The 25,117-nt window shown below is 54.1% G+C and carries 23 protein-coding genes and 1 pseudogene; 3 read left to right on the top strand and 21 right to left on the bottom strand.

Translation table 11 applies throughout. The features are described from left to right. Nucleotides 1–98: 98 nt before the first annotated feature. Together guaA and guaB are read right to left on the bottom strand one after the other, a co-directional pair. Nucleotides 99–1,676, bottom strand: a complete 1,578-nt coding sequence (gene guaA, locus DPA2511_RS14010; RefSeq protein ID WP_015854410.1) for a glutamine-hydrolyzing GMP synthase — start codon at nucleotides 1,674–1,676, stop codon at nucleotides 99–101. A 93-nt stretch (nucleotides 1,677–1,769) separates the two neighbouring features. Next, nucleotides 1,770–3,234 (bottom strand): annotated as a pseudogene (gene guaB / locus DPA2511_RS21850) (IMP dehydrogenase). Nucleotides 3,235–3,406: 172 nt separating this feature from the next. Between guaB and xseA the strand changes: the two are divergent. Together xseA and DPA2511_RS14025 are read left to right on the top strand one after the other, a co-directional pair. Next, nucleotides 3,407–4,804: an exodeoxyribonuclease VII large subunit gene (gene xseA, locus DPA2511_RS14020; protein WP_015854412.1), complete on the top strand. Its 1,398-nt coding sequence runs from the start codon at nucleotides 3,407–3,409 to the stop codon at nucleotides 4,802–4,804. A 155-nt stretch (nucleotides 4,805–4,959) separates the two neighbouring features. Beyond that, a complete protein-coding gene (locus DPA2511_RS14025) occupies nucleotides 4,960–6,033 on the top strand; it encodes a M4 family metallopeptidase (RefSeq protein ID WP_015854413.1) in 1,074 nt (357 codons plus the stop codon). A 64-nt stretch (nucleotides 6,034–6,097) separates the two neighbouring features. Here the strand turns inward: DPA2511_RS14025 and DPA2511_RS22920 are convergent, their stop codons facing one another. The 10 genes from DPA2511_RS22920 to ndk form a co-directional block, all read right to left on the bottom strand. After that, entirely contained in the window at nucleotides 6,098–6,331 is a 234-nt protein-coding gene (locus tag DPA2511_RS22920; protein WP_015854414.1) for a zinc ribbon domain-containing protein, read from the bottom strand. A 163-nt stretch (nucleotides 6,332–6,494) separates the two neighbouring features. Continuing rightward, on the bottom strand, nucleotides 6,495–7,979 hold the full coding sequence (gene der, locus DPA2511_RS14030) for a ribosome biogenesis GTPase Der (protein ID WP_015854415.1): 1,485 nt from the start codon (nucleotides 7,977–7,979) through the stop codon (nucleotides 6,495–6,497). Between the two features lie 127 nt (nucleotides 7,980–8,106). Next, on the bottom strand, nucleotides 8,107–9,288 hold the full coding sequence (gene bamB / locus DPA2511_RS14035) for an outer membrane protein assembly factor BamB (protein WP_015854416.1): 1,182 nt from the start codon (nucleotides 9,286–9,288) through the stop codon (nucleotides 8,107–8,109). Between the two features lie 10 nt (nucleotides 9,289–9,298). After that, on the bottom strand, nucleotides 9,299–9,925 hold the full coding sequence (locus DPA2511_RS14040) for a YfgM family protein (RefSeq protein ID WP_015854417.1): 627 nt from the start codon (nucleotides 9,923–9,925) through the stop codon (nucleotides 9,299–9,301). 13 nt (nucleotides 9,926–9,938) lie between these two features. Beyond that, nucleotides 9,939–11,213 carry a histidine--tRNA ligase gene (hisS, locus tag DPA2511_RS14045; protein ID WP_015854418.1) on the bottom strand — a complete coding sequence of 425 codons (1,275 nt, stop codon included), beginning with the start codon at nucleotides 11,211–11,213 and terminating at the stop codon, nucleotides 9,939–9,941. Nucleotides 11,214–11,341: 128 nt separating this feature from the next. Then, the gene (gene ispG, locus DPA2511_RS14050) at nucleotides 11,342–12,463 is read right to left on the bottom strand and encodes a flavodoxin-dependent (E)-4-hydroxy-3-methylbut-2-enyl-diphosphate synthase (protein WP_015854419.1); all 1,122 of its coding nucleotides are present in this window, start codon (nucleotides 12,461–12,463) and stop codon (nucleotides 11,342–11,344) included. Between the two features lie 34 nt (nucleotides 12,464–12,497). After that, entirely contained in the window at nucleotides 12,498–13,469 is a 972-nt protein-coding gene (gene rodZ, locus DPA2511_RS14055) for a cytoskeleton protein RodZ (protein WP_015854420.1), read from the bottom strand. Beyond that, a complete protein-coding gene (gene pilW / locus DPA2511_RS14060; RefSeq protein ID WP_015854421.1) occupies nucleotides 13,459–14,205 on the bottom strand; it encodes a type IV pilus biogenesis/stability protein PilW in 747 nt (248 codons plus the stop codon). Before pilW ends, rodZ begins: the two co-directional genes overlap by 11 nt. A 177-nt stretch (nucleotides 14,206–14,382) precedes the next feature. After that, on the bottom strand, nucleotides 14,383–15,564 hold the full coding sequence (locus tag DPA2511_RS14065; RefSeq protein ID WP_015854422.1) for a bifunctional tRNA (adenosine(37)-C2)-methyltransferase TrmG/ribosomal RNA large subunit methyltransferase RlmN: 1,182 nt from the start codon (nucleotides 15,562–15,564) through the stop codon (nucleotides 14,383–14,385). A gap of 159 nt (nucleotides 15,565–15,723) precedes the next feature. Next, on the bottom strand, nucleotides 15,724–16,155 hold the full coding sequence (gene ndk, locus DPA2511_RS14070) for a nucleoside-diphosphate kinase (protein WP_015854423.1): 432 nt from the start codon (nucleotides 16,153–16,155) through the stop codon (nucleotides 15,724–15,726). A 431-nt stretch (nucleotides 16,156–16,586) separates the two neighbouring features. On the opposite strand from ndk, the gene sseA reads away from it, so the two are divergent. Continuing rightward, complete coding sequence (gene sseA, locus DPA2511_RS14075) at nucleotides 16,587–17,441, top strand: 3-mercaptopyruvate sulfurtransferase (protein WP_015854424.1); 855 nt, start codon at nucleotides 16,587–16,589, stop codon at nucleotides 17,439–17,441. 183 nt (nucleotides 17,442–17,624) lie between these two features. On the opposite strand, the gene sseB is transcribed toward sseA, so the two are convergent. The 9 genes from sseB to DPA2511_RS14120 form a co-directional block, all read right to left on the bottom strand. Continuing rightward, on the bottom strand, nucleotides 17,625–18,419 hold the full coding sequence (gene sseB, locus DPA2511_RS14080) for an enhanced serine sensitivity protein SseB (protein WP_015854425.1): 795 nt from the start codon (nucleotides 18,417–18,419) through the stop codon (nucleotides 17,625–17,627). 179 nt (nucleotides 18,420–18,598) lie between these two features. Next, nucleotides 18,599–19,894 carry an aminopeptidase PepB gene (gene pepB, locus DPA2511_RS14085; protein WP_015854426.1) on the bottom strand — a complete coding sequence of 432 codons (1,296 nt, stop codon included), beginning with the start codon at nucleotides 19,892–19,894 and terminating at the stop codon, nucleotides 18,599–18,601. 92 nt (nucleotides 19,895–19,986) lie between these two features. Then, nucleotides 19,987–20,187 carry a Fe-S cluster assembly protein IscX gene (gene iscX / locus DPA2511_RS14090; RefSeq protein WP_015854427.1) on the bottom strand — a complete coding sequence of 67 codons (201 nt, stop codon included), beginning with the start codon at nucleotides 20,185–20,187 and terminating at the stop codon, nucleotides 19,987–19,989. Between the two features lie 10 nt (nucleotides 20,188–20,197). Then, nucleotides 20,198–20,533 carry an ISC system 2Fe-2S type ferredoxin gene (fdx, locus tag DPA2511_RS14095; protein WP_015854428.1) on the bottom strand — a complete coding sequence of 112 codons (336 nt, stop codon included), beginning with the start codon at nucleotides 20,531–20,533 and terminating at the stop codon, nucleotides 20,198–20,200. 2 nt (nucleotides 20,534–20,535) lie between these two features. Further along, nucleotides 20,536–22,386 carry a Fe-S protein assembly chaperone HscA gene (hscA, locus tag DPA2511_RS14100; protein WP_015854429.1) on the bottom strand — a complete coding sequence of 617 codons (1,851 nt, stop codon included), beginning with the start codon at nucleotides 22,384–22,386 and terminating at the stop codon, nucleotides 20,536–20,538. 81 nt (nucleotides 22,387–22,467) lie between these two features. After that, a complete protein-coding gene (gene hscB / locus DPA2511_RS14105) occupies nucleotides 22,468–22,986 on the bottom strand; it encodes a co-chaperone HscB (protein ID WP_015854430.1) in 519 nt (172 codons plus the stop codon). 110 nt (nucleotides 22,987–23,096) lie between these two features. Continuing rightward, nucleotides 23,097–23,420, bottom strand: coding sequence for an iron-sulfur cluster assembly protein IscA (gene iscA / locus DPA2511_RS14110; protein WP_015854431.1), 324 nt, complete (start codon nucleotides 23,418–23,420; stop codon nucleotides 23,097–23,099). A 32-nt stretch (nucleotides 23,421–23,452) separates the two neighbouring features. Next, nucleotides 23,453–23,839: a Fe-S cluster assembly scaffold IscU gene (iscU, locus tag DPA2511_RS14115; RefSeq protein WP_015854432.1), complete on the bottom strand. Its 387-nt coding sequence runs from the start codon at nucleotides 23,837–23,839 to the stop codon at nucleotides 23,453–23,455. A 24-nt stretch (nucleotides 23,840–23,863) separates the two neighbouring features. Continuing rightward, on the bottom strand, nucleotides 23,864–25,078 hold the full coding sequence (locus tag DPA2511_RS14120) for an IscS subfamily cysteine desulfurase (RefSeq protein ID WP_015854433.1): 1,215 nt from the start codon (nucleotides 25,076–25,078) through the stop codon (nucleotides 23,864–23,866). Nucleotides 25,079–25,117: the final 39 nt, after the last annotated feature.

The raw sequence follows: 25,117 nt of genomic DNA on the forward strand, positions 1-25,117 counted from the left end.
GATAGTGTGAACCGGCTTAACGCGCCATAAAGCCCCCCCTGACGGTACAGGAGGGGTTAAGCGCTGAATAAAAATGATGGTACTACGTTAGTAGTAGATCACTCCCACTCGATCGTCGCCGGTGGCTTACCCGATACGTCGTACACCACGCGAGAGATACCGTCCACTTCGTTGATGATGCGGTTGGACACACGGCCAAGGAAATCATACGGCAGGTGCGCCCAGTGCGCGGTCATGAAGTCGATAGTTTCGACCGCACGCAGCGAGACGACCCAATCATATTTACGGCCATCGCCCATGACGCCGACGGAACGTACCGGCAGGAATACGGTGAACGCCTGGCTGACCTTATCGTACAGCTCAGCCTTGTGCAGTTCTTCAATGAAGATGGCATCGGCGCGACGCAGCAGGTCGCAATACTCTTTCTTCACCTCACCCAGCACTCGCACGCCAAGCCCCGGCCCCGGGAACGGATGACGGTACAGCATGTTGTACGGCAGGCCCAGTTCCAGACCTATTTTGCGCACTTCATCTTTGAACAGCTCTTTCAGCGGCTCAACCAGCCCCAGCGCCATGTCGTCCGGCAAACCACCGACGTTGTGGTGCGATTTGATGACATGCGCCTTGCCGGTGGCGGAAGCGGCGGACTCGATCACATCCGGATAGATGGTGCCTTGCGCCAGCCATTTCACGTCAGTCAACTTGCCCGCTTCTTCATCAAACACGTCAACGAATACCCGGCCGATGGTTTTGCGTTTGGCTTCCGGGTCGGCAATACCGGCCAGCGCCGACAGGAAACGCTCTTCCGCCGGGACATGGACAATGTTCAGACCGAACTGATCGCCGAACATCTCCATCACCTGCTCGGCTTCGTTCAAACGCAACAGGCCGTTATCGACAAACACGCAAGTCAGGCGATCGCCAATCGCACGGTGCAACAATAACGCGGTGACGGATGAATCAACACCGCCGGACAGACCAAGGATCACTTTGTCTGCGCCCACCTGCTCACGGATACGGGCAATCGCGTCATCGATGATTTTGGCCGGGGTCCACAGCGCTTCACACTGGCAGATATCACGGACAAAACGCTCTAACATCCGCTGACCCTGACGGGTATGGGTGACTTCCGGATGGAACTGTACGCCGTAGAAGCGTTTTTCTTCATTAGCCATGATGGCATACGGGCAGGTGTCGGTGCTGGCGACGGTAACAAAATCAGCCGGAATAGCGGTGACTTTATCGCCGTGGCTCATCCACACATCCAACAGCGGTGCGCCGCTGGCGCTGACTTCATCCTGAATGTCGCGAATCAGCGCGCTTGGTGTTTTGATTTCCACCTGCGCATACCCGAATTCACGCTCACTGGAACCTTCAACCTGACCGCCCAGTTGCATCGCCATGGTCTGCATGCCGTAACATACGCCCAGTACCGGCACGCCGGCCTGGAAAACATATTCCGGCGCACGCGGACTATTGAACTCGGTCGTACTTTCCGGGCCGCCGGAAAGGATGATGCCGTTCGGGTTAAATTCGCGGATCTGCGCTTCGGTCACATCCCACGCCCACAGTTCACAGTACACCCCCAGCTCACGCACCCGGCGTGCTACCAGTTGCGTGTATTGCGAACCGAAATCAAGAATAAGAATGCGGTGTTGATGAATGTTTTCTGTCATGAGAGGCGTATTCCACTACGGATTGAAGCGAAAGAAAAATTGAACCCGGCAAGTTTACCGGGTTCGGTGACATAAATCAGCCTGCCGTTACCCTTAGCCCATGCGGTAATTCGGCGACTCTTTGGTAATGGTGACGTCGTGTACGTGGCTTTCCTGAATACCCGCGCCGCTGATGCGAACAAATTCCGCTTTGGTGCGCAACGCTTCAATGGTCGGGCAACCGGTCAAGCCCATGCAGGAGCGCAACCCCCCCCATCTGCTGGTGCACGATCTCTTTCAGACGGCCCTTATAAGCCACGCGGCCTTCGATGCCTTCCGGCACCAGTTTGTCCGCCGCGTTATCAGACTGGAAGTAACGATCGGACGAGCCTTTGGACATCGCGCCCAGCGACCCCATGCCGCGATAGGACTTGAACGCCCGGCCCTGATACAGTTCGATCTCTCCCGGAGATTCTTCGGTACCCGCCAACATCGAACCGACCATGACGCAGGAAGCTCCCGCCGCCAGTGCTTTGGCGATGTCGCCGGAGAAACGGATGCCGCCGTCGGCGATCACCGGAATTCCGGTACCTTCGAGTGCTTCGACCGCATCGGAAATCGCCGTAATCTGCGGTACGCCCACGCCGGTTACGATGCGAGTCGTACAGATTGAGCCAGGGCCGATACCGACTTTCACCGCACTCACGCCGGCTTCGGCCAACGCGCGCGCGCCAGCGCCGGTCGCCACGTTACCGCCGATGATTTGCAAATCCGGGTATTTGGCGCGAGTTTCACGGATGCGCTGCAACACGCCTTCGGAATGACCGTGAGAAGAGTCGATCAGCAACACATCGACGCCGGCCGCCACCAGCGCGTCGATACGCTCTTCATTGCCCGCACCGGCGCCCACCGCCGCCCCCACACGCAGACGCCCATGTTCGTCTTTACAAGCATTCGGCTTACGTTCGGCTTTCTGGAAATCTTTAACGGTGATCATGCCAACCAAATGAAACTGGCCGTCGACCACCAACGCTTTTTCGATGCGGCGCTCATGCATTTTTTGCAGCACCACCTCACGGGCCTCACCTTCTTTTACCGTCACCAGACGCTCTTTCGGCGTCATGACGGCACTGACAGGGCGATCCAGATCGGTAACAAAACGCACATCACGACCGGTGATAATCCCCACCAGCTCATTGTGTTCAGTCACTACCGGATAACCGGCAAACCCATTACGTTCGGTCAGTTCCCTGACCTGGCGCAGCGTCGTTTCCGGCGTGACGGTTTGGGGATCGACCACGACGCCGCTTTCATGGCGTTTTACCCGGCTGACTTCTTCCGCCTGGCGCTCGATGGGCATATTTTTGTGAATGAAGCCAATACCGCCTTCCTGAGCCAGCGCGATCGCCAGATCGGACTCAGTGACTGTATCCATAGCAGCGGACAACATAGGGACATTCAGGCGAATACGCTGAGTCAATTGTGTGCTCAGATCAGCAGTATTAGGCAGAACAGTAGAATGGGCAGGAACAAGAAGGACGTCGTCGAAGGTCAATGCTTCTTTAGCGATACGTAACATGGGCAATATCTCACCAAAATTTTGGTTGGGGGTTAGATAAAATATTGCCGTGGAATTATACAGGCCGAAATCGATTGCCTCCAGCACTATTTTATAAAAATGCTTGCGAACCTCCTTACGACTAGTAGTATTGACAGATTAACCTTCATTTAAATTTTTGATCTAGCTCACAATGTCTCAACTTCCCTTGTCCGCTATTTTTACTGTCAGCCGTCTGAATCAAACGGTAAAACAGCTGCTGGAAAGCGAAATGGGCCTGATCTGGCTTTCCGGCGAAATATCCAACTTCTCCCAACCGGCTTCTGGACACTGGTATTTCACCCTGAAAGATGAACGCGCTCAGGTGCGCTGCGCCATGTTCCGCACCAGCAACCGTCGGGTGGTTTTTCGACCACAGAATGGTCAGCAAGTGTTGATCCGCGCCAGCGTAACGCTTTACGAACCCCGGGGGGATTATCAGCTGCTGGCGGACAGTATGCATCCGGCGGGTGATGGCCTACTGCAACAGCAGTTTGAACACTTGAAGCAACGGTTGTCCGCCGAAGGGCTGTTTGATCAACAACATAAACAACCTTTACCCAAACCGGCGTACCGAATCGGTGTCATCACCTCCGCCAGCGGTGCAGCCCTGCATGATATTTTGCAGGTTTTGCAGCGACGCGATCCCTCGCTGCCAGTGGTGGTTTACCCTACGGCAGTACAGGGGGTTGAAGCGCCATTGCAGATTGTCCGCGCCATTGAATTGGCCAACCAACGGCAGGAGTGCGACGTTTTGATCGTTGGCCGTGGCGGCGGTTCACTGGAAGATCTATGGAGCTTTAACGACGAGCGTGTCGCCCGCGCCATCTTCGCCAGCAACATCCCGATCGTCAGTGCTGTCGGGCACGAAATTGACGTCACCATTGCCGATTTTGTCGCCGATCTGCGCGCCCCAACGCCGTCCGCCGCAGCAGAACTGGTCAGTCGCGACCAGACGGAATTGCTGCGCAGGCTGCAGACTCAGCGCCAACGGCTCGATATGGCGATGGATTACTACCTTGCCCAATGCCAACAGCGTTTTTCCCGATTGCATCACCGCCTGCAACAGCAACACCCCCAGTTGCGCCTGGCCCGCCAGCAAACACAGCTAATCCGCCTGAGCCAACGGTTGGATGAAGCAATGCAACAACAGCTACGCCAGACGCAGCGCCGTCAGGAACGCGCCTTTCAGCGTCTGATGCAACAACAACCACAACCGCGATTACATCGCGCCCACCAGCAACTACAACAACTTCGTTATCGGTTGCAATCTCTGTTGGAAAAACAATTAGGCCAGCAGAAACAGCGTTTTGGCGAATTATGTTCCCATCTGGAAGCGGTCAGCCCGCTGGCAACGCTGGCTCGTGGTTATAGCGTGACAACAGCGGCTGACGGCCAAGTCTTGACCCAAACTCGACAGGCCAGTCTCGGCGATACGTTGAAAACCCGCTTACAGGATGGGTGGGTTGAAAGCCGGATAACCGACGTGCAGGCGTTATCTTCCAGCATTGCGCCAAAACGCCGTTCCAAAACACGAAAAACGACTGACTGAAATACGCCGAAACATCGTGACAGTCCGGCTACAGGCAAGGCCTGATAAGGGACAGCGCTAATTATTCTGTCTATACTTACTACCTAAGCGAAGTAATAGACCCCTGTCGATAATCTGTTACGAGCCATACTTAGTCATGCATAAGGAGATCACGAATGAAGTCTGTCCGTAGCATCATTCCGCCCTACATACTGCACCGGATTATCAACAATGGTTCTGACGAACAGCGCTATTGCGCCCAGCGGACTCTGATGCACGTTCAGTCACTGATGGTCGAGCCAGCGACGCCATATCCTGATCACGAAGAACGTTTGGGCGGTAAGCCTCAGCGCACAATCCTCAATGCCGGCAATCAGAGCCTGCAACCACCGATCGGCACATTAATCCGTGCGGAAGGGCAATCCGGCAACGGTGATATTGCCGTCGAAGAGGCTTATAGCCATCTTGGTGCTACCTATGACTTCTTTTGGCAAGTTTTTGGACGAAATTCATTGGATAACAAAGGATTGGCATTAAAAGGAATCGTTCATTACGGCAAAAACTACCAAAACGCATTCTGGGATGGGCGCCAGATGGTGTTTGGTGACGGCGACGGCGAGATCTTCAATCGCTTTACCATCGCTGTGGATATCGTCGGCCATGAACTGGTGCACGGGCTTATAGACCATGAAACCAGTCTGATTTACTCCCGTCAGTCAGGGGCGTTGAATGAATCACTGTCTGATATTTTCGGATCGATGATCAAACAGTTCCAATTGAAACAAACCGTGCAACAGGCCGACTGGATCATTGGCGCCGGTTTGTTTACCGAGGATATCGACGGCAAGGGGCTACGTTCGTTGGCCCGCCCGGGAACTGCCTATGACGACCTGCTGATCGGTACGGATCCACAACCCGCCCACATGCGCGATTTCGTCAACACTCGTGAAGATAACGGCGGCGTACACCTTAACGCCGGTATTCCCAATCGGGCTTTCTATCTGGTGGCGATGGCGCTCGGCGGGCATTCCTGGGAAAAGGCGGGACAAATCTGGTATGCCGCCATGTGCGACAGCAACCTGCCTGCCAATGCGGATTTTTCCATTTTCGCCAGGCTAACCGTCGAACACGCCGAGCAGTTATTCAACAAAGTGGTGGCTGATATCGTATTGCAAGCCTGGCATCAGGTCGGCGTTGACACCGGTATCCTGAACGAACACGACTATTACGACAAACTTGAAAAGCAGTAACCACCGCTCGTCGGTAGGTGCGCCAGCCGATCACACGCTGGCGCCTGTTACTGTTCTACGCTATTCACTCCGACGGCACTGGCTGATAACAAAAAATAACGCGGGAGCGGGATATCAGCCCATGACCATGCTGACAGAGATAACTGTCTGCCCCACAGGCTTTTAGTCTCTGCAGCAGTAACCGGCACTCCGGACACAACGCCAGGCGCTCAAACGACCGCTCGCAGGAAACGCAATAGAACCGCTCTGCGTTACGCCACTGCATGGATTGCCGACACTCTGGGCAATATGCCTCCATATCACGACTCCGCTTTTCGTCATACCGAATAAACGCCGAACCTGTTGCAATACCGACGCGCACGGCATAAAAAAACATCCGATACGTTTTCGGCAACACGCCATGCAGACCATAGGGATGTAGTTCATAAAAAACGGGGTGGTAGCACCAACCCCGGTCTGTCTTATTTGCCTTTCTTGATGTGTTGAATCAGGCGTTTACGTTTTCGCTGCTGGCTGGCTGTTAGCGTATTGCGCTTGCCGGCATAGGGGTTTTCCCCTTCCTTGAATTGAATACGGATAGGCGTTCCCATCACATCAAGCGAACGACGGTAATAATTCATCAGGTAACGCTTGTAAGAATCCGGCAAGTCCTTCACCTGATTGCCGTGGATCACCACAATCGGTGGGTTGTAACCACCGGCATGAGCGTACTTCAGCTTCACCCGACGCCCACGCACCAACGGCGGCTGATGATCATCCACCGCCATTTGCATAATGCGGGTCAGCATTGCTGTACCTACGCGGCGGGTAGAGCATTCATAGGCTTCATCTACCGATTCGAACAGATTACCGACACCGCTGCCATGCAAGGCTGAAATGAAATGGATACGGGCAAAATCAATGAAACCCAGCCGCAGATCCAGCGTTTCCTTAACCTGCTCTTTGATCTCCTGCGACAAGCCGTCCCACTTGTTCACCACAATCACCAACGAACGACCGGAATTGAGGATGAAACCCAGCAGCGACAGATCCTGATCCGAGATCCCCTCGCGGGCATCGATCACCAGCAGCACGACATTGGCATCTTCAATAGCCTGCAATGTTTTGATAACCGAGAACTTTTCCACTGCATCGGTAATCTTGCCGCGTTTACGCACCCCGGCGGTGTCGATCAGGATGTATTCCCGCTCATCGCGCTCCATCGGGATATAAATGCTATCGCGTGTCGTACCGGGCATGTCATAAACCACCACACGATCCTCGCCAAGGATACGGTTGGTCAGCGTGGATTTGCCCACATTCGGACGTCCGACAATCGCCAATTTAATCGGCTGATCGGCGGGCACTGGGAATGCGTCTTCCTCTTCGGATTCCCCCTCTTCTTCGCCGAGTTGCTCCGCCCAGTAGGCCGCATTCTCTTCTTCTTCAGTCAGTTCGCGTTCAGGTTCCCCCGCATCGACAAACGGCAGCAGCGCACTTTCCAGCAGCGACGTTACCCCACGGCCATGCGAAGCCGCGATCGGATAGACGTCACCAAATCCTAATGAATAGAAATCGGCAATCCCGGTATCGATATCAATACCGTCAACTTTATTGGCGACCAGAAATGTCGCTTTCTCGCGCGTGCGTAAATGCTGGGCAATGGCGTGATCGGCAGGCATCAGACCATCGCGCGCATCGACCAAAAACAGCACAATATCAGCTTCTTCAATCGCTTGTAGAGATTGCTCGGCCATACGTGTCTCCACGCCGTCTTCACTCCCATCAATACCGCCGGTATCGATGATAATGAACTCGTGGCCCTCCACTTCGGCACGACCATACTTGCGGTCACGTGTCAGCCCTGGGAAATCCGCCACTAATGCATCCCGGGTACGAGTCAAGCGGTTAAATAGTGTGGATTTCCCCACATTCGGGCGCCCGACCAGCGCGACGACAGGTATCATTCTTACAACCTCATTGCTTATATTTCAGTTTGTTACAGCAAATTTTCGTTGCTGATGATAAAAGACGAAACGGCCCCTGATACCATCAGGAGCCGTTAAACGGGCGCAAATCACTTATACGCCAAGATCAGCGAGTGAATGCGTAAACCTCACCGCTTTTGGACTGAACCACCAGTTTATCGCTGGCGACAATCGGCTTACTCTGCAGACCGGAACTGTCCACTTTCTGCTGTGCGACAAAACGACCATCGGTGGTATCAATCCAGTGGAGATACCCTTCCGCATCGCCGACCACCAGATAGCCGTTATACAACGCAGGCGCCGTCAGATTGCGGTGCAACAGATCACCCTGTTTCCAGACCACCACGCCGCCGCTGGTATTGAGTGCAACCACGCGATCATCCTGATCCACCAGATAAATGCGGGAACCGTCCACAATAAAATCATTTACTGAACCCATTTCGCGCTTCCAGGTCACTTGACCGGAACGCAGATCGAGCGCAGTCATATTGCCGTTGTAACCCAGCGCGTATACCACATCGCCAGCCACTACCGGCGTAGTATCCACATCATTCAGACGAGATATTTCCGTCGCGCCGCCCGGCTGGGAGATACGTTGTTGCCAAATCATCTGCCCCTGATTGATCATCACCGCGCTGACCCGACCGTTGTCGCCACCGACAATCGCCGCGCCAAAAGCGGCAACCGGAGAAGACTCGCCGCGTAACGACAACGACGGCATATCCAGATTCGCCGTCCACTTGATAGTGCCATCCGTTTCACTCAACGCTTGCAGCATGCCGTTGCTGGTATGGATCAACACCACACCATCGCTGACCACCGGACGGGACAGCACTTCCCCCGCAACCTTGGTCTGCCATACCTGAGAGCCATCATCCGCATTCAAAGCAAAGATCTGAGCGCGTTCACTACCGACATAAACATGGTTGCCGGAAACAGAGACGCCGCCGGACAACAATGCCGAACGGTTGCTCGCCAATAGCCCGGTTTTTTCTGACAGATCGGCGCGCCATTTTTCTTCGCCGCTATTGAGATCCATGGCTTTTACCGTGCCGCGACGATCGGCCGCATAAACACGGTTGTCCTGCCAGGCTGGGCGGAGATTCGAATAGAATTCACCGGTACCGTTTCCAACTGAACGGCTCCAGACCTTGGTAGGCGTGAACTGACTGGTCACTTGCGGCAACGGAGACATTTTGACTACGTCTTCTTCGTTATCAAACAGGGAACAGCCGCTCAGCAGCATCACAGAAACCAGCCCGACCAAAAGTGTTTTACGCAATTGCATGGAGTCCCTCTTAGCTGGACAGGTTATTCAGTTTCATACGCAATATGGATTGCAGCCCCTGCGGCGGATTAGAGGCAATGCCCTGATTATAGGCATCGCGCGCGCCCTGAGTATCACCCTTGCTGACCAGCGCATCGCCGCGGACATCCGCCGCCATGGCGAGCCAGCCGGCGGATTTAACCGCATCCAGCGTTTTCAGAGCATCATCCGCCTTTTTCTGCTGCAACAAGACGCGAGCCAAACGCAGATTCACAATCGTCTGCAAGTCAGCATCTTTGGTCTGGCTCAACGCCTGACGCAGTTGCTGTTCAGCTTTAGGAAAATCATTCTGATCGGCATACTGGCGCGCCAAAGACAGCGATGCCAGCGCGCTATAACTGCCATGCTCTTCTGCAGCGAATTGTTGAATTCCGGCAATACCTTCCGGCTTGCCCGCAGCCGCAGTCAGCGTATCCATCGCCTGCTGATAGGCCATGGAAGAAGCCATTGCCGTACTTTCCTGATGGTTTTGCCAGAAACGCCACCCCACCAGAGCGCCGACGCCCAGCACGACGCCAACCGCCAGAGCCTTGCCATTCTCGACAAGGAACCGGCGAACTGCATCAATCTGTTCACTTTCAGTGGTATAGACTTCCACGCTGCCCTTCTCCTCACTCCAGTAATGCAGCCAGACGTGCAACGACATCCGACTGTGCCAGGGCTTCCTGTTCACCACTGGTCAGATTCTTCACCACCACTTGCCCGGCGGCGACCTCATTTTCACCCAGCACCAGCGCCACCCGGGCACCGCTCTTATCCGCACGGGCAAATTGTTTTTTGAAATTACCACCGCCGTAGTTGGTCATCAATTTCAGCCAGGGCAGAGCATCGCGCAATTCTTCCGCCAGCCGAATGGCCGCCTGCTGCGTTCCTGCTCCCGAAGAGATCAGATACGCATCAACGCCTGACTGCACGGTGAATGCAGGATTGATGGTCTGCACCAATAGCACCAGACGCTCCATGCCCATCGCAAAGCCTACCGCCGGCGTAGCAGCGCCACCCAGTTGCTCCACCATGCCGTCGTAACGACCACCACCGCACACCGTCCCCTGGGAACCCAGGCTAGACGTCACCCATTCGAAAACGGTGCGGTTGTAATAGTCCAACCCACGCACCAGACGCGGATTAATCGTATATGTGATGCCAGACTGCGTTAAAAGTTCACATAAGCCATTGAAATGTTCTCTGGATTCCTCATCCAAATAATCGACCATCACCGGCGCGCCATCGAGCAAAGCCTGCACTTGCGGGTTTTTGGAATCCAACACCCGCAGCGGATTGGTATACATACGGCGCAGACAGTCCTCGTCCAACTGCTCCTTGTGTTGTTCAAGGAACGCAATCAGCGCATCACGATAGCGAGCCCTCGCTTCCAAAGAACCAATGGAGTTGAGCTCCAGACTGACATGCTGGTCGATACCCAGCACTCGCCACCAGCGGGCAGTCAGCAGGATGAGTTCCGCATCAATATCCGGGCCTTTCAGGCCGAACACTTCACAGCCCATCTGATGAAACTGGCGATACCGCCCTTTCTGCGGACGTTCATAACGGAACATGGGGCCGAGATACCACAGACGCTGTTCCTGATTGTACAAAATCCCGTGTTCAATCCCGGCGCGAACGCACCCCGCGGTTCCCTCTGGGCGCAGGGTTAGACTCTCGTCATTGCGATCGTCAAAGGTGTACATCTCTTTTTCCACCACATCGGTCACTTCGCCGATGGCACGTTTGAACAGCGGGGTCTGCTCGACGAGAGGAGTACGGATTTCACTATAGCCGTAGTTGCGGAGAACCTGTTTCAAACTATCTTCAATACGCTGCCACAACGCCGTATCGGCGGGCAGGTAGTCGTTCATACCGCGAATGGCCTGGATATTCTTTGCCACGTCAGTTCTCTATGCGTTTTTAAAATAGGTTCGATTATAGGAGGAACGGCGCAATCGCTTCAACGTTATGCCGCCTATAACGCCGGGTCTCACATCGGGAGCCGGTTCACACGCAGCTCCACCGCCGTTTATTTATCCACGACATTCACTTCGATGCGCTGTTTTTCATCCAGCATGGCGGCCTTCGCACGGATTTTAGCTTCCAGCTGCTCGATCATCTGCTCGTTATCAAAACGTTCTCTCTGGCGCACGCCGTCTTCGTAAAAGCCGCTTTTCCTGTTGCCGCCGGTCACGCCCAGCGTAGAGACCAGCGCTTCTCCCGGCCCATTCACTACACAGCCGATGATGGAAACATCCATCGGCGTGATAATGTCTTCCAGGCGCTGTTCCAGCGCGTTGACCGTACCAATCACGTCAAATTCCTGACGGGAGCAGGTTGGACAAGCAATGAAATTGATGCCGCGGGAACGGATACGAAGCGATTTAAGAATGTCGAACCCGACTTTTACTTCTTCAACCGGATCAGCCGCCAGAGAAACCCGCAGCGTATCGCCGATACCTTCCGACAACAACATACCGAGGCCGATCGCCGATTTCACCGCACCGCTGCGAGCGCCGCCCGCTTCGGTAATCCCGAGGTGTAAAGGCTGGTCAATACGGGAAGCCAATAAACGATAGGACTGTACCGCCAGAAAAACGTCCGACGCTTTTACACTGACTTTAAACGTATCGAAATTCAGGCGATCCAGAATGTCCACATGACGCATGGCGGACTCCAACAGCGCCTCAGGCGTCGGCTCGCCGTACTTTTCTTGCAAATCCTTTTCCAAAGAGCCGGCGTTTACGCCGATACGGATGGGAATATTTTTGTCGCGAGCGCAGTCCACCACAGAACGGATACGTTCTTCATTGCCGATATTGCCGGGGTTGATGCGCAGGCAATCAACGCCGTACTCCGCCACTTTCAGCGCAATGCGATAGTCAAAGTGGATGTCCGCCACCAGAGGCACATCGACCTGCTGTTTGATCAGTTTAAATGCTTCCGCCGCATCCATCGTGGGAACGGAAACACGGACGATATCAACGCCCACACGCTCCAGCGACCGGATCTGTTTAACCGTAGCCTCAACATCGGTGGTACGGGTATTGGTCATCGACTGCACGGCAATCGGCGCCCCATCACCGACAGGCACCTTACCGACGTAAATCCGCTTTGATTTGCGACGGACGATGGGTGCTGGGTTATGCATTACATCTTCTCCACATGACTCTGATAGCGCGGAATTACTGCTGTTCCGACAGCGTGATACGAGCAACCTGATGGCTTTTGACAAAACGACTCAGATCTACCGGCTTGCCCTGAAATTCAACCTGGACGGCACCTGGCGCGCCAATTTTCAAACGATAGGGCGGTTGACCTACCAGATTCAGTACCCCGCCGCTGCGCTGAACGCCGCTGAACAGTTTTTTGCCCGTCGCATCCACGACTTCCAGCCAGCAATCGGCAGAAAAACGCATGATGACGCTATTTGGCGCCGCCGCGTCCGTAGCCGTTGCCGTAGCTGGCGCAACTGCGGCCGGGCTGAGCAATGGTTGAACCGACGCTTGGCTGGGTGCGACAACTGCACGAGCGCTTGTGTCGCCTGCCGCCGGCTGAACGGGCATGCCGGCCGCTGCAACAGACGTCTCAGGTATACGACTGGCCGTATCACCAGCATTGTTATCTTCGGTATCTACCGGTTCAGGATCACTCGTACCATCAGTATCCTGCACCATTTTCCCGGACTGAGGCGCGTTGGCGTGCTCGACCATGGAGTTAATTTCACGCTGCTGAGCCTGATGGTTTTGCCACCACCAGGCGACCGTCAACCCGAGTACCCCTAACAGAATCAGCCAGGTGAACATCATCAACCAGCCATCACGCTTCTTGCGCGTCTTACCCAGTGCAGTACCGGGCATGGCCGCGACAGTCGAGGTTCGGCTAGGCACCACATGCTTTTCCAACATGGGCAACAATTCCTCTTCCGGAATATGCACCAGTTTGGCGTAAGAACGGATATAACCGCGAAGGAAAGTCGGCGCAAGGCCAGCAGGCGTGTTGTTGTCTTCGATTTCACGGACGGTGGTCAATTTGAGACACAGGCGCTCGGCAACAACCTGTTGAGTGAGCCCTAACTGCTCACGGGCCTGACGCAGACGTTCACCGGGAGTTACTGTGGTTGACGCAGTATTATCTTGAGTGGCTTCAGTATTCATTAGCTAAAAACTGCTGGTACTGTTTGGATTGTGGAAAACTTCGCGCCAGCAATGCGCCATAACGTTTTACCTCGTCATGATGATTCGCCAGCGCGGCGAAACGGATTTGCAGCCATAGACTTTCTTCGGTAGCCGAAAGCCCAGCCTGATAAACCTTCAAGAGCAGTAGCGCCTGCTCGTGTTGCCCGGCGTCGAGTCGGCTTTCCGCTTCAGCCAACAACCGGGTGCCTTTTGACGGATCACGCTTTAGCGCCTGGCCGAGCCACCTGCGGGCCTCATCAGGATGGCCGGCATTGAGGAAGCAGTATCCTGCATTCTCAGTCGCCTCAGCAACCTGATTGTAATCAGAAAGTTGCAATACAGCGACGAACTGCCTCTGCGCTTCAACATACTGCCCTAAACTACAGAGAAACGCACCGTAATTATTCAGGACGCTGCCATTCTCAGGCATCCGTTGCAGCAAGTGCCGATAACGCCGCTCTGCGGCCTGATTCTCGCCAATTCGCCGCTCGTAAAGCGCCATGCCCAGTTGAATTCGATAATCGTCCGGCGCGACCTGCTCCGCCTTCTGCAGATTATCCCGCGCCGCCGCCAGATTATTACGAGCCAGATACTCCATTCCGAGCTGGAGTCGCGTTTGTGACAGCGCCGTTGCGGCTGTCTGCGGCGGCGAATGGGTGCACCCCGCAAGCAACACGACAACAGCGGCCCACAGCCGCCCATATATCCCTTTCATCCCTGAACATTCCTTGTCTCACAGCCATCCTGGCTAAGCGTTAATCATCATACGCACCTGAACAAACCGGGTACGTTTCGCCGTTCATCAACGGCAGAACACAGCCCTGTATCATATGCCTCGTTCGCATATTTATCACCTGCCTGACCGGAGATTCAGGTAGTTATTGCATCGTTTTTAGATGCTTTTCACAGCGATCGTGCTTCCTTCGGCCATTTTTTTCTTCAGTGTGCGTTTGGTACGGTCAACGACCTCCCCCGCCAACTGCCCGCAGGCCGCATCAATATCGTCGCCGCGCGTCTTGCGTACAATGGTCGTGAAGCCATATTCCATCAGCACTTTGGAAAAACGATCGACACGGCTGTTGGAACTGCGGCCGTAAGGTGCGCCGGGGAACGGATTCCAGGGGATTAGGTTGATTTTGCAGGGTGTATCCTTCAGGCATTCGGCCAACTGATGGGCATGTTCCGTACCGTCATTGATATGATCCAGCATGACATACTCCACCGTCACACGCCCTTGATTCGCATTGGACTTATCCAGATAACGCCGAACTGCCGCCAGGAAGGTTTCAATATCATACTTCTTGTTGATCGGCATGATTTCATTACGGATTTCATCCGTCGGCGCATGCAGGGAAATCGCCAGCGCCACGTCGATCATGTCCCCTAACTTATCCAGCGCCGGCACCACGCCGGACGTGGACAGCGTGACGCGCCGCTTAGACAGGCCGAAACCAAAATCATCCAGCATGATTTCCATCGCCGGCACAACATTGGTCAAATTCAACAAAGGTTCGCCCATGCCCATCATGACCACGTTGGTGATAGGTCGCTGTCCAGTCACCTTGGCCGCGCCAATAATTTTTGCCGCGCGCCATACCTGACCGATGATTTCCGAAACACGCAGATTACGGTTGAACCCCTGTTGCGCGGTAGAACAGAATTTGCATTCCAACGCGCATCCAACCTGCGAAGAAACACACAACGTCGCACGATCGTCTTCCGGAATATAAACCGTCTCCACCCGCTGCCCGTCGACCAGAATAGCCCACTTGATGGTGCCATCGGACGAGCGCTGTTCGTCCACCACATCAGGCGCGCGAATTTCCGCAATCGCCTGCAATCGGGTACGCAGCGCCTTATTGATGTCGGTCATCTGGTTAAAATCGTCGCAACAGTAGTGATAGATCCACTTCATCACCTGATCGGCACGAAAGGGTTTTTCTCCCAACGCGGCGAAAAAGGCGCGCATCTGCTGACGATTGAGATCCAACAGGTTGATTTTTCCATCTGTTTTTTCATTAACGATGGCGGTTTCAGACGCCATGACGGCGGGGGATACGATGTGTTCAGACATAGTCACTCATGGCCTCGTTGCTACACGTTATGGCGCGAAAAGAAATGATATAAAAAAACGCCCCAGGCGAGCAGGCGCTCATCCGGGGCGCGGCATTGTACAAAGTTTAAAACAGCGATGCTACCGAAGCCGCATTTTTTCTCGGCGACGAAACATCGCTTAGCGGGTACGCGGACAAATCTCGTCGGCGCTGAAGAAATAGGCGATTTCACGCTCGGCGGACGCGACGGAATCCGAACCGTGAACGGCATTTTCAGTAAAACTGTCTGCGTAATCGGCGCGGAGCGTGCCAGCCAGTGCATTAGCGGGATTGGTCGCGCCCATAATATCGCGATGGCGCTGTACCGCGTTTTCCCCTTCCAGCACCTGTACCACCACAGGTCCGGAGGTCATAAAGGAAACCAAACCGTCGAAGAACGGTTTGCCCTGATGCTCGGCATAAAAACCTTCCGCCTGATCGCGTGTCAAATGCAGCATTTTAGCAGCGACAATCTTGAATCCGGCGCTCTCGAAACGTGCGTAAATGGCGCCGATGACATTCTTGGCTACGGCATTTGGTTTGATAATCGAAAAGGTACGTTCTACCGTCATATTGACCTCACCCAATAGTATTCAGATAACAACCGGTTAGATAATTATAATACCGGCAGCCCGGTTATAGCGGCGCAGATTATAGGATGGTGATTCAGCATTGCCTACCGCCATGTAACATTTATTTTAAAAAAACGTATAAATTTCTCGAACATCTGCCCGCGCCGTTTCTTTTCCTCAACCCTCCCGCCATGCAGAACACAGACCGGCTGATACCATGGTCTGGCAGGATAACGCCGTGCAGTTACGGTGCTTGTCGGCGTCGGTAAAATCACTGACAATACCCGCCATTGTTACTCAAAGCGCAATATCGCGCTTCGTCACGGTGGTGCCTGTGTCGTTCAGTCATCAGGGAATCCCAAAAAGAGTTCACAATCTACCGGGCCCTTGCTGTTCCGCTACCCGGCATTGCCCTTACGTGGGGGGATTTTATGTCTGCATCATCTTCATCGCTGTTTGTTTCCGCCGCCTGGCTCGCTGAACGACTCAATACCGACGATATCACTTTGATCGATGCACGAATGTTGCCTGTAGGAGCAACGAACCGGGACGTTACGGCTGAATACCGCGCCGAACACATTCCAGGGGCCGTTTTTTTTGATATCGAAGCACTGTCCGACTCAAACACGTCTCTGCCCCATATGATGCCGACGCCTGACGTCTTTGCGCAAGCGATGGCCCGGCTCGGGATCAGTGAACGGCAGCAATTAGTTATCTATGACTCAGGCAACTTGTTTTCTGCGCCGCGCGCATGGTGGATGCTGAAAACCTTTGGTGCGAAACATATCGTCATCCTCTCCGGTGGGTTAGCGGAATGGAAACATCAAGGCTATCCGCTAGAACAAGGCGATGTTACACGACCTTCCGTCACATTTAATGCCGTGCTGGATGCATCCGTTATCCGCCATCGTGATGATGTACTTGCCATTTGTCGCGACCGCTCCGAACAGATTATCGATGCCCGCTCCGCCCCCCGTTACCTTGGCGACGTCGACGAACCGCGTCCAGGCCTGCATCGCGGTCATATTCCCGGCAGTCTGAATGTCCCTTGGGATGCACTGGTCGCCAACGGCGCCATGAAACCGAACGCCGAGCTCGCCACCATTTTGCACAAAGCCGGGGTAGAATTCGGTCGGCCTATCGTCGCCAGTTGCGGTTCCGGCGTCACGGCGGCAGTTATCGTGTTGGCATTGACGCTACTGGACGTCCCTAACGTTTCGCTTTACGACGGTTCATGGAGTGAATGGGGCAGCCGTGATGATGTCCCTATCGCCGTCGGCGTCTGATCATTGGGCGAAATCATGACCTCAAAACGTCATCAGGCAGAGTGTGACGCATCTGAGACGGAAGGTCATCGCCAATCGGCATTCCCGTATTATGGCGATACCATCCACTATGTATGCTGCCGCTGCCGGTAACACTAGCGCCGGTGGAATATTCCTTTTCCGTCGGCGCATTCGCAACGGCCGTCAGGCGCTGTCCGCGTTTTTGAAATCACGCAGGAAACTGCCCCATTTCCGCTCATAAAAAGGCGTGGTGTGCCGAATCAAAAAATGGCTGACGCCGGGCTCGTCGTTATCCACCAGACAAATATCAACCGGATACGCCTCCGGCTGTGTATCCATCGCGACTGCCCCCGCAGACTGGATGATCGCCTCAATATCATCGCCGACGGCATCAAGCCCAATCAACCAATGCGGCGCTTCATCGCCCGTTTCCTTAATCTGAGCCAGGTAAGCACGGTGTACCTGATGATGCTGTTTAAACAACTGAGTCAGCGAATCAACCATCTGCGATGGCGCATGCTCCACAGCACTAATACTGATTTCACCTTCCCCATCAATAATATGCTGCTCAACCAGGCTGCCGCCCTCATCGGACAGCAGATGCGCAATTTCCTGTGGCAGAAACTCTTTGCCATACGGCAGCCTGGGATTCAGAAACAGAGTCGCGCCTTGCGTAATTTCAAACAACGTTCGGGCAGGCAATGCCAGAAACCCTTGTTCTTCCTTGACAACTTGCTGTAAAGCATCGAGTGACGAGAAAAATGGGATCGCAGAGTCGCCATCCGTCCGCTCCCAATGCTGAAGGTCAACATCCACGCCCGTTGCCAGAGAAGCGGCGTCCAGATCACCGCCTTCGCTGCGTCCCAAAACATACACAGTGGACTCCAGCAGAACGTTAAAAAATTCCGGCCGATACGCAGGCTCCGTCGCTGCGTTCATCAGCACATGTTCCAACCTGTTTTGTGGTAGAAATTCCATACATCTCCTCAGCGGTCATCGTCATTCTGTGTTTTTCTTTGGTCGCGCCGATGGCGTTTTGAACACATTGTGCTATATCTTTAAATGTGCCATAACGAAACAGGGAACGTGTGATTTTATCACCGTTCCCTGTTTCACTTATGTTGGCTTATCCCCGCAGGAACCCCCCCTGACTACGCTTATTCCGACTTACTCAACAGAAAATCAGCCAACGTGCGAACACCCAATCCGGTAGCGCCCGCCGACCACTGTTCAACCGCAGATTTACGATAAGTCGCGGAACAATCAATATGCAGCCACCCCTGCTGATAGCGCGTCACGAAATGTGATAGAAACGCCGCCGCTGAACTGGCGCCTGCGGTATGCGCGGCGCCAGCCACATTGTTCAGATCAGCGAAATTGGACGGTAAATGCTGGCGATGGAACTCTTCCAACGGCAAACGCCAGAACGCTTCACCTTCACGGCAAGCGCTTTCCTGCAATGCAGCCACCATATCGTCGTCAAAGCTGAACAGTGCATGATAGTCATTACCCAACGCAGTCTTCGCCGCACCGGTCAACGTAGCGCAATCGATGAGCCATTCAGGATTCTGATTTGATGCATCGATCAACCCATCCGCCAATACCAAACGGCCTTCCGCATCGGTATTCATCACTTCCACGCTCTTACCGTTGCGATACCGAATGATATCGCCCAGACGGAACGCATCGCCGCTGACCATGTTATCCGCGCAACACAGGTAGAGTTTTACGCGCTGTTTCAAACCGCGGGAAGCCGCCATCGCCAGCGCCCCCGTAACCAACGCCGCACCACCCATGTCGGATTTCATGGAGTCCATAAAACTGCTGCCTTTCAGGCTGTAACCACCGCTGTCGAAGGTAATCCCTTTGCCTACCAGGCAAGCAAGCACCGGCGCATCCGCCTTTCCGGTCGGATTATAATCCAACGCCAGCAGCACCGGCGGGCGTTCGGAACCACGGCCAACGGTATGCAGCCCCAGATACTGCTGCTCACGCAGGTCTTCGCCTTTGGTTATCCGGTAGGCGATGGCGTCGCCCGCTACCGCGCACATCAAGTCGACGGCGCGTGTAGCCAACTGTTCCGGCCCCAGATCTTCCGCCGGTAGATTGATGGTGTCCCGCACCCAATCGACAATCTGTAGACGGCGGTTCAGCTCTTGCCGCTGTTCCTCCGGCAGTTCAGCCCATTCGATCTGACGTTTGCCTTTGGGCCCGCGATACCCCTGCCAGAATGCCCAACTGTTCTCCAGATCCCAGCCTTCGCCAGATAATTTGACGTGTTTGATGCCCTGCCCGTCTATCTTGCGGGCTGCCTTTTGGATAATCATCAGCGGCTTATCACCGGACAGATGAATGGTAAAGCCCTGTTCATTAACAGTTAACGAAGCCTTATCTCCCCAACGGGCATCCGCAGGCTGTTGTGAAAGGCTGATCAGCATTGCCTCTGTTGTCATGTTCGTACTCCAAACGGGCAACTCTTTTGCCCATTATCAACTACTTGAAAAAGAAAAACGGGCTCCCCGCAGGCAGCCCGTCATAGCATTATCTATGCCGCTTCATCCAACCAGACCAGCAGAATGGCTTCCAGCATTTTTTCATTAGATGCCGCGGGTTCATCGTCGAAATCATCCAGTTCGCAAATCCAACGATGCAAATCCGTGAAACGTACCGTTTTAGGATCAACGTCAGGATAAAGATCGTACAACGCTTCGCCAATCTCACGGCTGTCCGTCCATTTCAATCCCATGACTCGCCCCTTAGTGCTCACGCGCATGGTTGATGGTGTAGCGAGGAATTTCTATCACCAAATCCTCATCCGCAATGCGAGCCTGACACCCCAGACGGCTTTCAGGCTCCAGCCCCCAGGCTTTATCCAGCATATCGTCTTCGTCCTCCGTACTTTCCACCAGAGAGTCGAATCCTTCACGGACAATACAATGGCAGGTCGTGCAGGCGCAGGATTTCTCGCAGGCATGTTCAATTTCTATGCCATTTCGCAGCGCCACATCCAGAATGGTTTCACCCGTTTGAGCTTCCAATACGGCGCCTTCCGGGCAAAGATCCTGATGTGGAAGAAAAACAATCTTTGGCATGGTTATACCTCGTCCACGGAATGACCGGCCAACGCGCGGCGAATGGATGCATCCATCCGTCGGGCGGCGAATTCCTGTGTTTGTTGATCCAATATTTTAATTGCAGATTCGATAGCCGCTGCATCCTCTCCTTGAGCCATCTGCTCAAGATGCCGGTAAGCCGTATCGATATCCGCTCGTTCTTGTTCGCTCAGCAATGCTGCGTCTGCAGCCAGCGCGCCATGAAGGCTTTCCAACACCCGAGCGGCTTCCACTTTTTGCTCCGCCAGCATACGGGCGGCGATATCGCCCTGTGCATTCAGCATGGAATCCTTGATCATCGTGGCAATCTCACCGTCGCTCAGACCGTAGGACGGCTTCACCTGGATGGACGCCTCAATGCCGGTAGATTTCTCCATTGCGGTTACGCTCAACAAACCGTCCGCATCCACCTGAAACGTCACACGAATATGCGCACCGCCGGCAGGCAACGGCGGGATGCCGCGCAGAGTAAAACGGCCCAACGAGCGGCAGTCCTGCACCAGCTCGCGCTCGCCCTGCAGGACATGAATCATCATCGCCGTCTGGCCGTCTTTGAACGTGGTGAACTCCTGCGCTCTGGCAACCGGGATCGTGGTATTGCGCGGGATGACTTTCTCTACCAGCCCCCCCATGGTTTCCAGCCCCAGCGATAGCGGGATGACGTCCAGCAGCAGCATTTCGCTGTCCGGCTTGTTGCCGACCAAAATATCAGCCTGTATGGCAGCGCCGATGGCGACGACTTTATCCGGATCGATCGACGTCAACGGCGTCCGGCCGAAGAACTCGCCAACCTGTTCGCGCACCAGCGGTACTCGCGTCGAGCCGCCGACCATGACAACTTCCTGCACGTCTTGCGCATCAATACCGGCATCCTTCAGGGTGCGGCGACACGCAAGTAATGTCCGTTTCACCAGGGATGTAATCAATTGGTTGAACTGTTCACGAGTAATTCGCCCCTGCCAACCGGAAACCGACACCTCAGCGAAATCCGCCGTACTCAAGGTAATTTTGGCTTGAATCGCCGCCTTCAGTAGCACCTGCTGCAGCGTATGATCGTCTCGTGCGGTAATACCGGCTTGCTCACGCAACCATTCGACCAACAAGTGATCGAAGTCATCGCCGCCAAGCGCGGAGTCGCCGCCGGTAGCCAGCACTTCAAAGACGCCACGGCTCAAGCGCAAAATAGAAATATCAAAAGTGCCGCCGCCCAGATCGTAAACCGCGATCACCCCTTCCTGACCCGAGTCCAACCCGTAAGCAATTGCCGCCGCGGTAGGCTCGTTCAACAACCGCAGCACATGCAACCCTGCCAGACGCGCCGCATCCTTGGTGCCCTGACGCTGTGCGTCATCAAAATACGCCGGCACAGTAATCACGACACCCTCTGTTTCGCCGCCAAGCGTTTCCTGCGCTCTGGCGGCCAGCGCAGTGAGAATATCGGCAGAAACCTGGATAGGATTGCGCGGGCCGGCCGCGGTCTGCAATACAGGCAAACCGTTTTCGCTGGCCTTGAATTGATAAGGTAAATGCGGATAACGCTGACGAATATCAGCCAGAGAACGCCCCATCAGGCGTTTTACCGAACTCACGGTATTCACCGGGTCGACAGCCGCCTGCTGCCTAGCGTCCCAACCTACCATGATGTGGTCGGCATGGTAGTGAACTACGGAGGGTAACAAATGACGCCCATCATGATCAGGCAAAGTTTGTGCTTCACCGCTACGTACAGTCGCCACCAGAGAATTGGTGGTACCAAGGTCGATCCCCACCGCCAGACGATGCTGATGGGGTGCCGCCGTCATCCCCGGTTCACTGATTTGTAATAAGGCCATATTGAGCTTCCATCAATAATCGGCGGGTAAAAAAGCTGGCGTTCCGATAACAACATGCCAGCACTTTCACCGGAATTAAATTCACCGCTCCAGCAATTGTTCTTCGAGTTGTTCAACCTGCTGCTGAAGCCTGTCAAAAAAGCGTAGTTTACGTACAGTATCCGCCGCGGCGTTCCAGGACTCCGCATCCAGTTCCCGACGCATCTGCTCGTCACGCTGGCGTATCATCGTTTTCAACCGATCCGCAAAAACGGTTAACACCCTGTCCGCATCGGATTGACGCGCGATCGCATCTAGCTCTTCACGCAACTCCAGTTGCTCCATAAGGAACGCGGTATCGTGCAGGGTGTGCTGCTCGTTTGTCAGGTCGAAACCGTGCAACGATAGCAGATACTCTGCACGCTTCAGCGGATGCTTCAGCGCCTGATAAGCGTTATTGATTGTCGCCGCTTGCTGCAGCGCCAGCATGCGATCACGCTCAGGGCTGGCGGCAAAACGATCTGGATGAAACTGCCGTTGCAGTTCCTGATAGCGGGAAGCAAGCAGGCTGCCATCCACATCATAGCGAATCGGCAGCCCGAACAACGTAAAGTAATCCATAGTGTACTCTGAGAACTCGGGGGGAATTAACGCGCTGCCATCACTTCCATCATCCCGAACAGGACAGAAAGCAATGGCAGAAGTGGCTAATAACCCGAATCGAACAGCGGTCACACATTAAAGCTTTCGCCGCAACCGCACTCGCTTGAAACATTAGGGTTATTGAACTTAAAGCCTTCGTTCAATCCTTCCTTGATGAAATCCAGTTGGGTTCCATCAAGATAGACCAGGCTTTTGCCATCGATAATGACCTTAACGCCTTTGTCTTCGAACACGACGTCGTCTTCACTCAGTTCATCAACAAATTCCAGCACATACGCCATACCAGAACAGCCGGATGTTTTCACACCCAAACGCAGGCCAATGCCTTTGCCCCGGTTAACCAGAAAATTACTGACTCGTTGCGCAGCGCTGTCGCTCAGGGTAATCGACATACAACAACCTCGAAATTTAAGCTATCCGACTATTACTTGATGCCACGTTTGCTTTTGTAATCCGCAATCGCTGCCTTGATGGCGTCTTCCGCCAGAATCGAGCAGTGGATTTTCACCGGCGGCAACTCCAGTTCTTCCGCGATCTGAGTATTCCTGATGGATTCGGCCTCGTTCAGGCTTTTGCCTTTCACCCACTCAGTGACCAGCGAGCTGGATGCAATTGCAGAGCCGCAACCATAGGTTTTAAAACGGGCGTCCTCAATAATACCGTCATCATTGACTTTAATCTGCAATTTCATCACGTCGCCGCAAGCCGGCGCACCCACCATACCGCTGCCGATATTCGGATCTTCGTTATCAAAAGAACCGACATTACGGGGGTTTTCATAGTGATCGATTACTTTTTCGCTGTAAGCCATAGTCTGTGTCCTGATTCTTGCGAATTAATGATGCGCCCATTCGATGCTGCTGATATCCACACCGTCCTTGAACATTTCCCATAACGGAGAAAGTTCGCGCAGGCGGCCAATGGATTTGCGTACCAGATCAATGGTGTAGTCGATTTCTTCTTCGGTAGTAAAACGCCCCAGCGAGAAACGGATGGAACTATGGGCCAGTTCATCATTCATCCCTAACGCACGCAGCACATAAGATGGCTCAAGGCTGGCCGACGTACAGGCTGAACCGGAAGAAACCGCCAGATCCTTGAGAGACATGATCAGTGACTCGCCTTCAACATAGTTGAAGCTGACATTAAGAATATTCGGCGCCCCTTGCTCCAGATCGCCATTCAAATACACTTCTTCGATATTTTTGATGCCGTTCCACAAACGGTCACGCAATGAGCGTAAACGCACCGACTCTGCCGCCATTTCTTCTTTGGCGATGCGGTAGGCTTCACCCATACCGACAATCTGGTGAACAGGCAACGTACCGGAACGCATGCCTCGCTCATGACCACCGCCATGCATCTGCGCCTCGATACGCACACGCGGTTTGCGACGAACATACAGCGCGCCAATACCTTTCGGGCCATAGATTTTGTGCCCGGAGAAAGACATCAGATCAACCTTGAGCACGCCAAGATCGATCGGCAATTTGCCGACGCTTTGGGTTGCGTCGACATGAAAAATGATTCCGCGGCTACGGCACATCTCACCGATTGTGGCAATGTCCTGCACCACGCCGATTTCATTGTTGACGTGCATGATGGACACCAGAATAGTGTCATCGCGCATTGCCGATTCCAGCTCGTGCAGATCAATGATGCCATTGCGCTGAGGTGCGAGATAGGTCACGTCAAAACCTTCACGCTCCAACTGACGGCAAGTATCCAGCACAGCTTTATGTTCTGTTTTGCTGGTAATAATGTGCTTGCCTTTTTTCTGATAGAAATTAGCTGCACCTTTGATAGCCAGGTTGTCGGATTCAGTGGCGCCAGAGGTGAAAACGATCTCTCTGGGATCTGCACCTACCAATTCGGCGATTTGATTACGTGCAATATCTACCGCTTCTTCCGCTTGCCAGCCAAAACGGTGAGAACGAGAAGCCGGATTGCCAAAAGTGCCATCCAGCGTCAGAAACTGCATCATTTTCTCAGCCACGCGCGGATCAACCGGCGTTGTTGCTGAATAATCGAGATAAATCGGTAACTTCATTGCTCTTAAACTCCGTACATCACGTTCAAAACGTTCAAG

Origin of the sequence: Musicola paradisiaca NCPPB 2511 (genome assembly GCF_000400505.1) — a bacterium.
Lineage (GTDB): Bacteria > Pseudomonadota > Gammaproteobacteria > Enterobacterales > Enterobacteriaceae > Musicola > Musicola paradisiaca.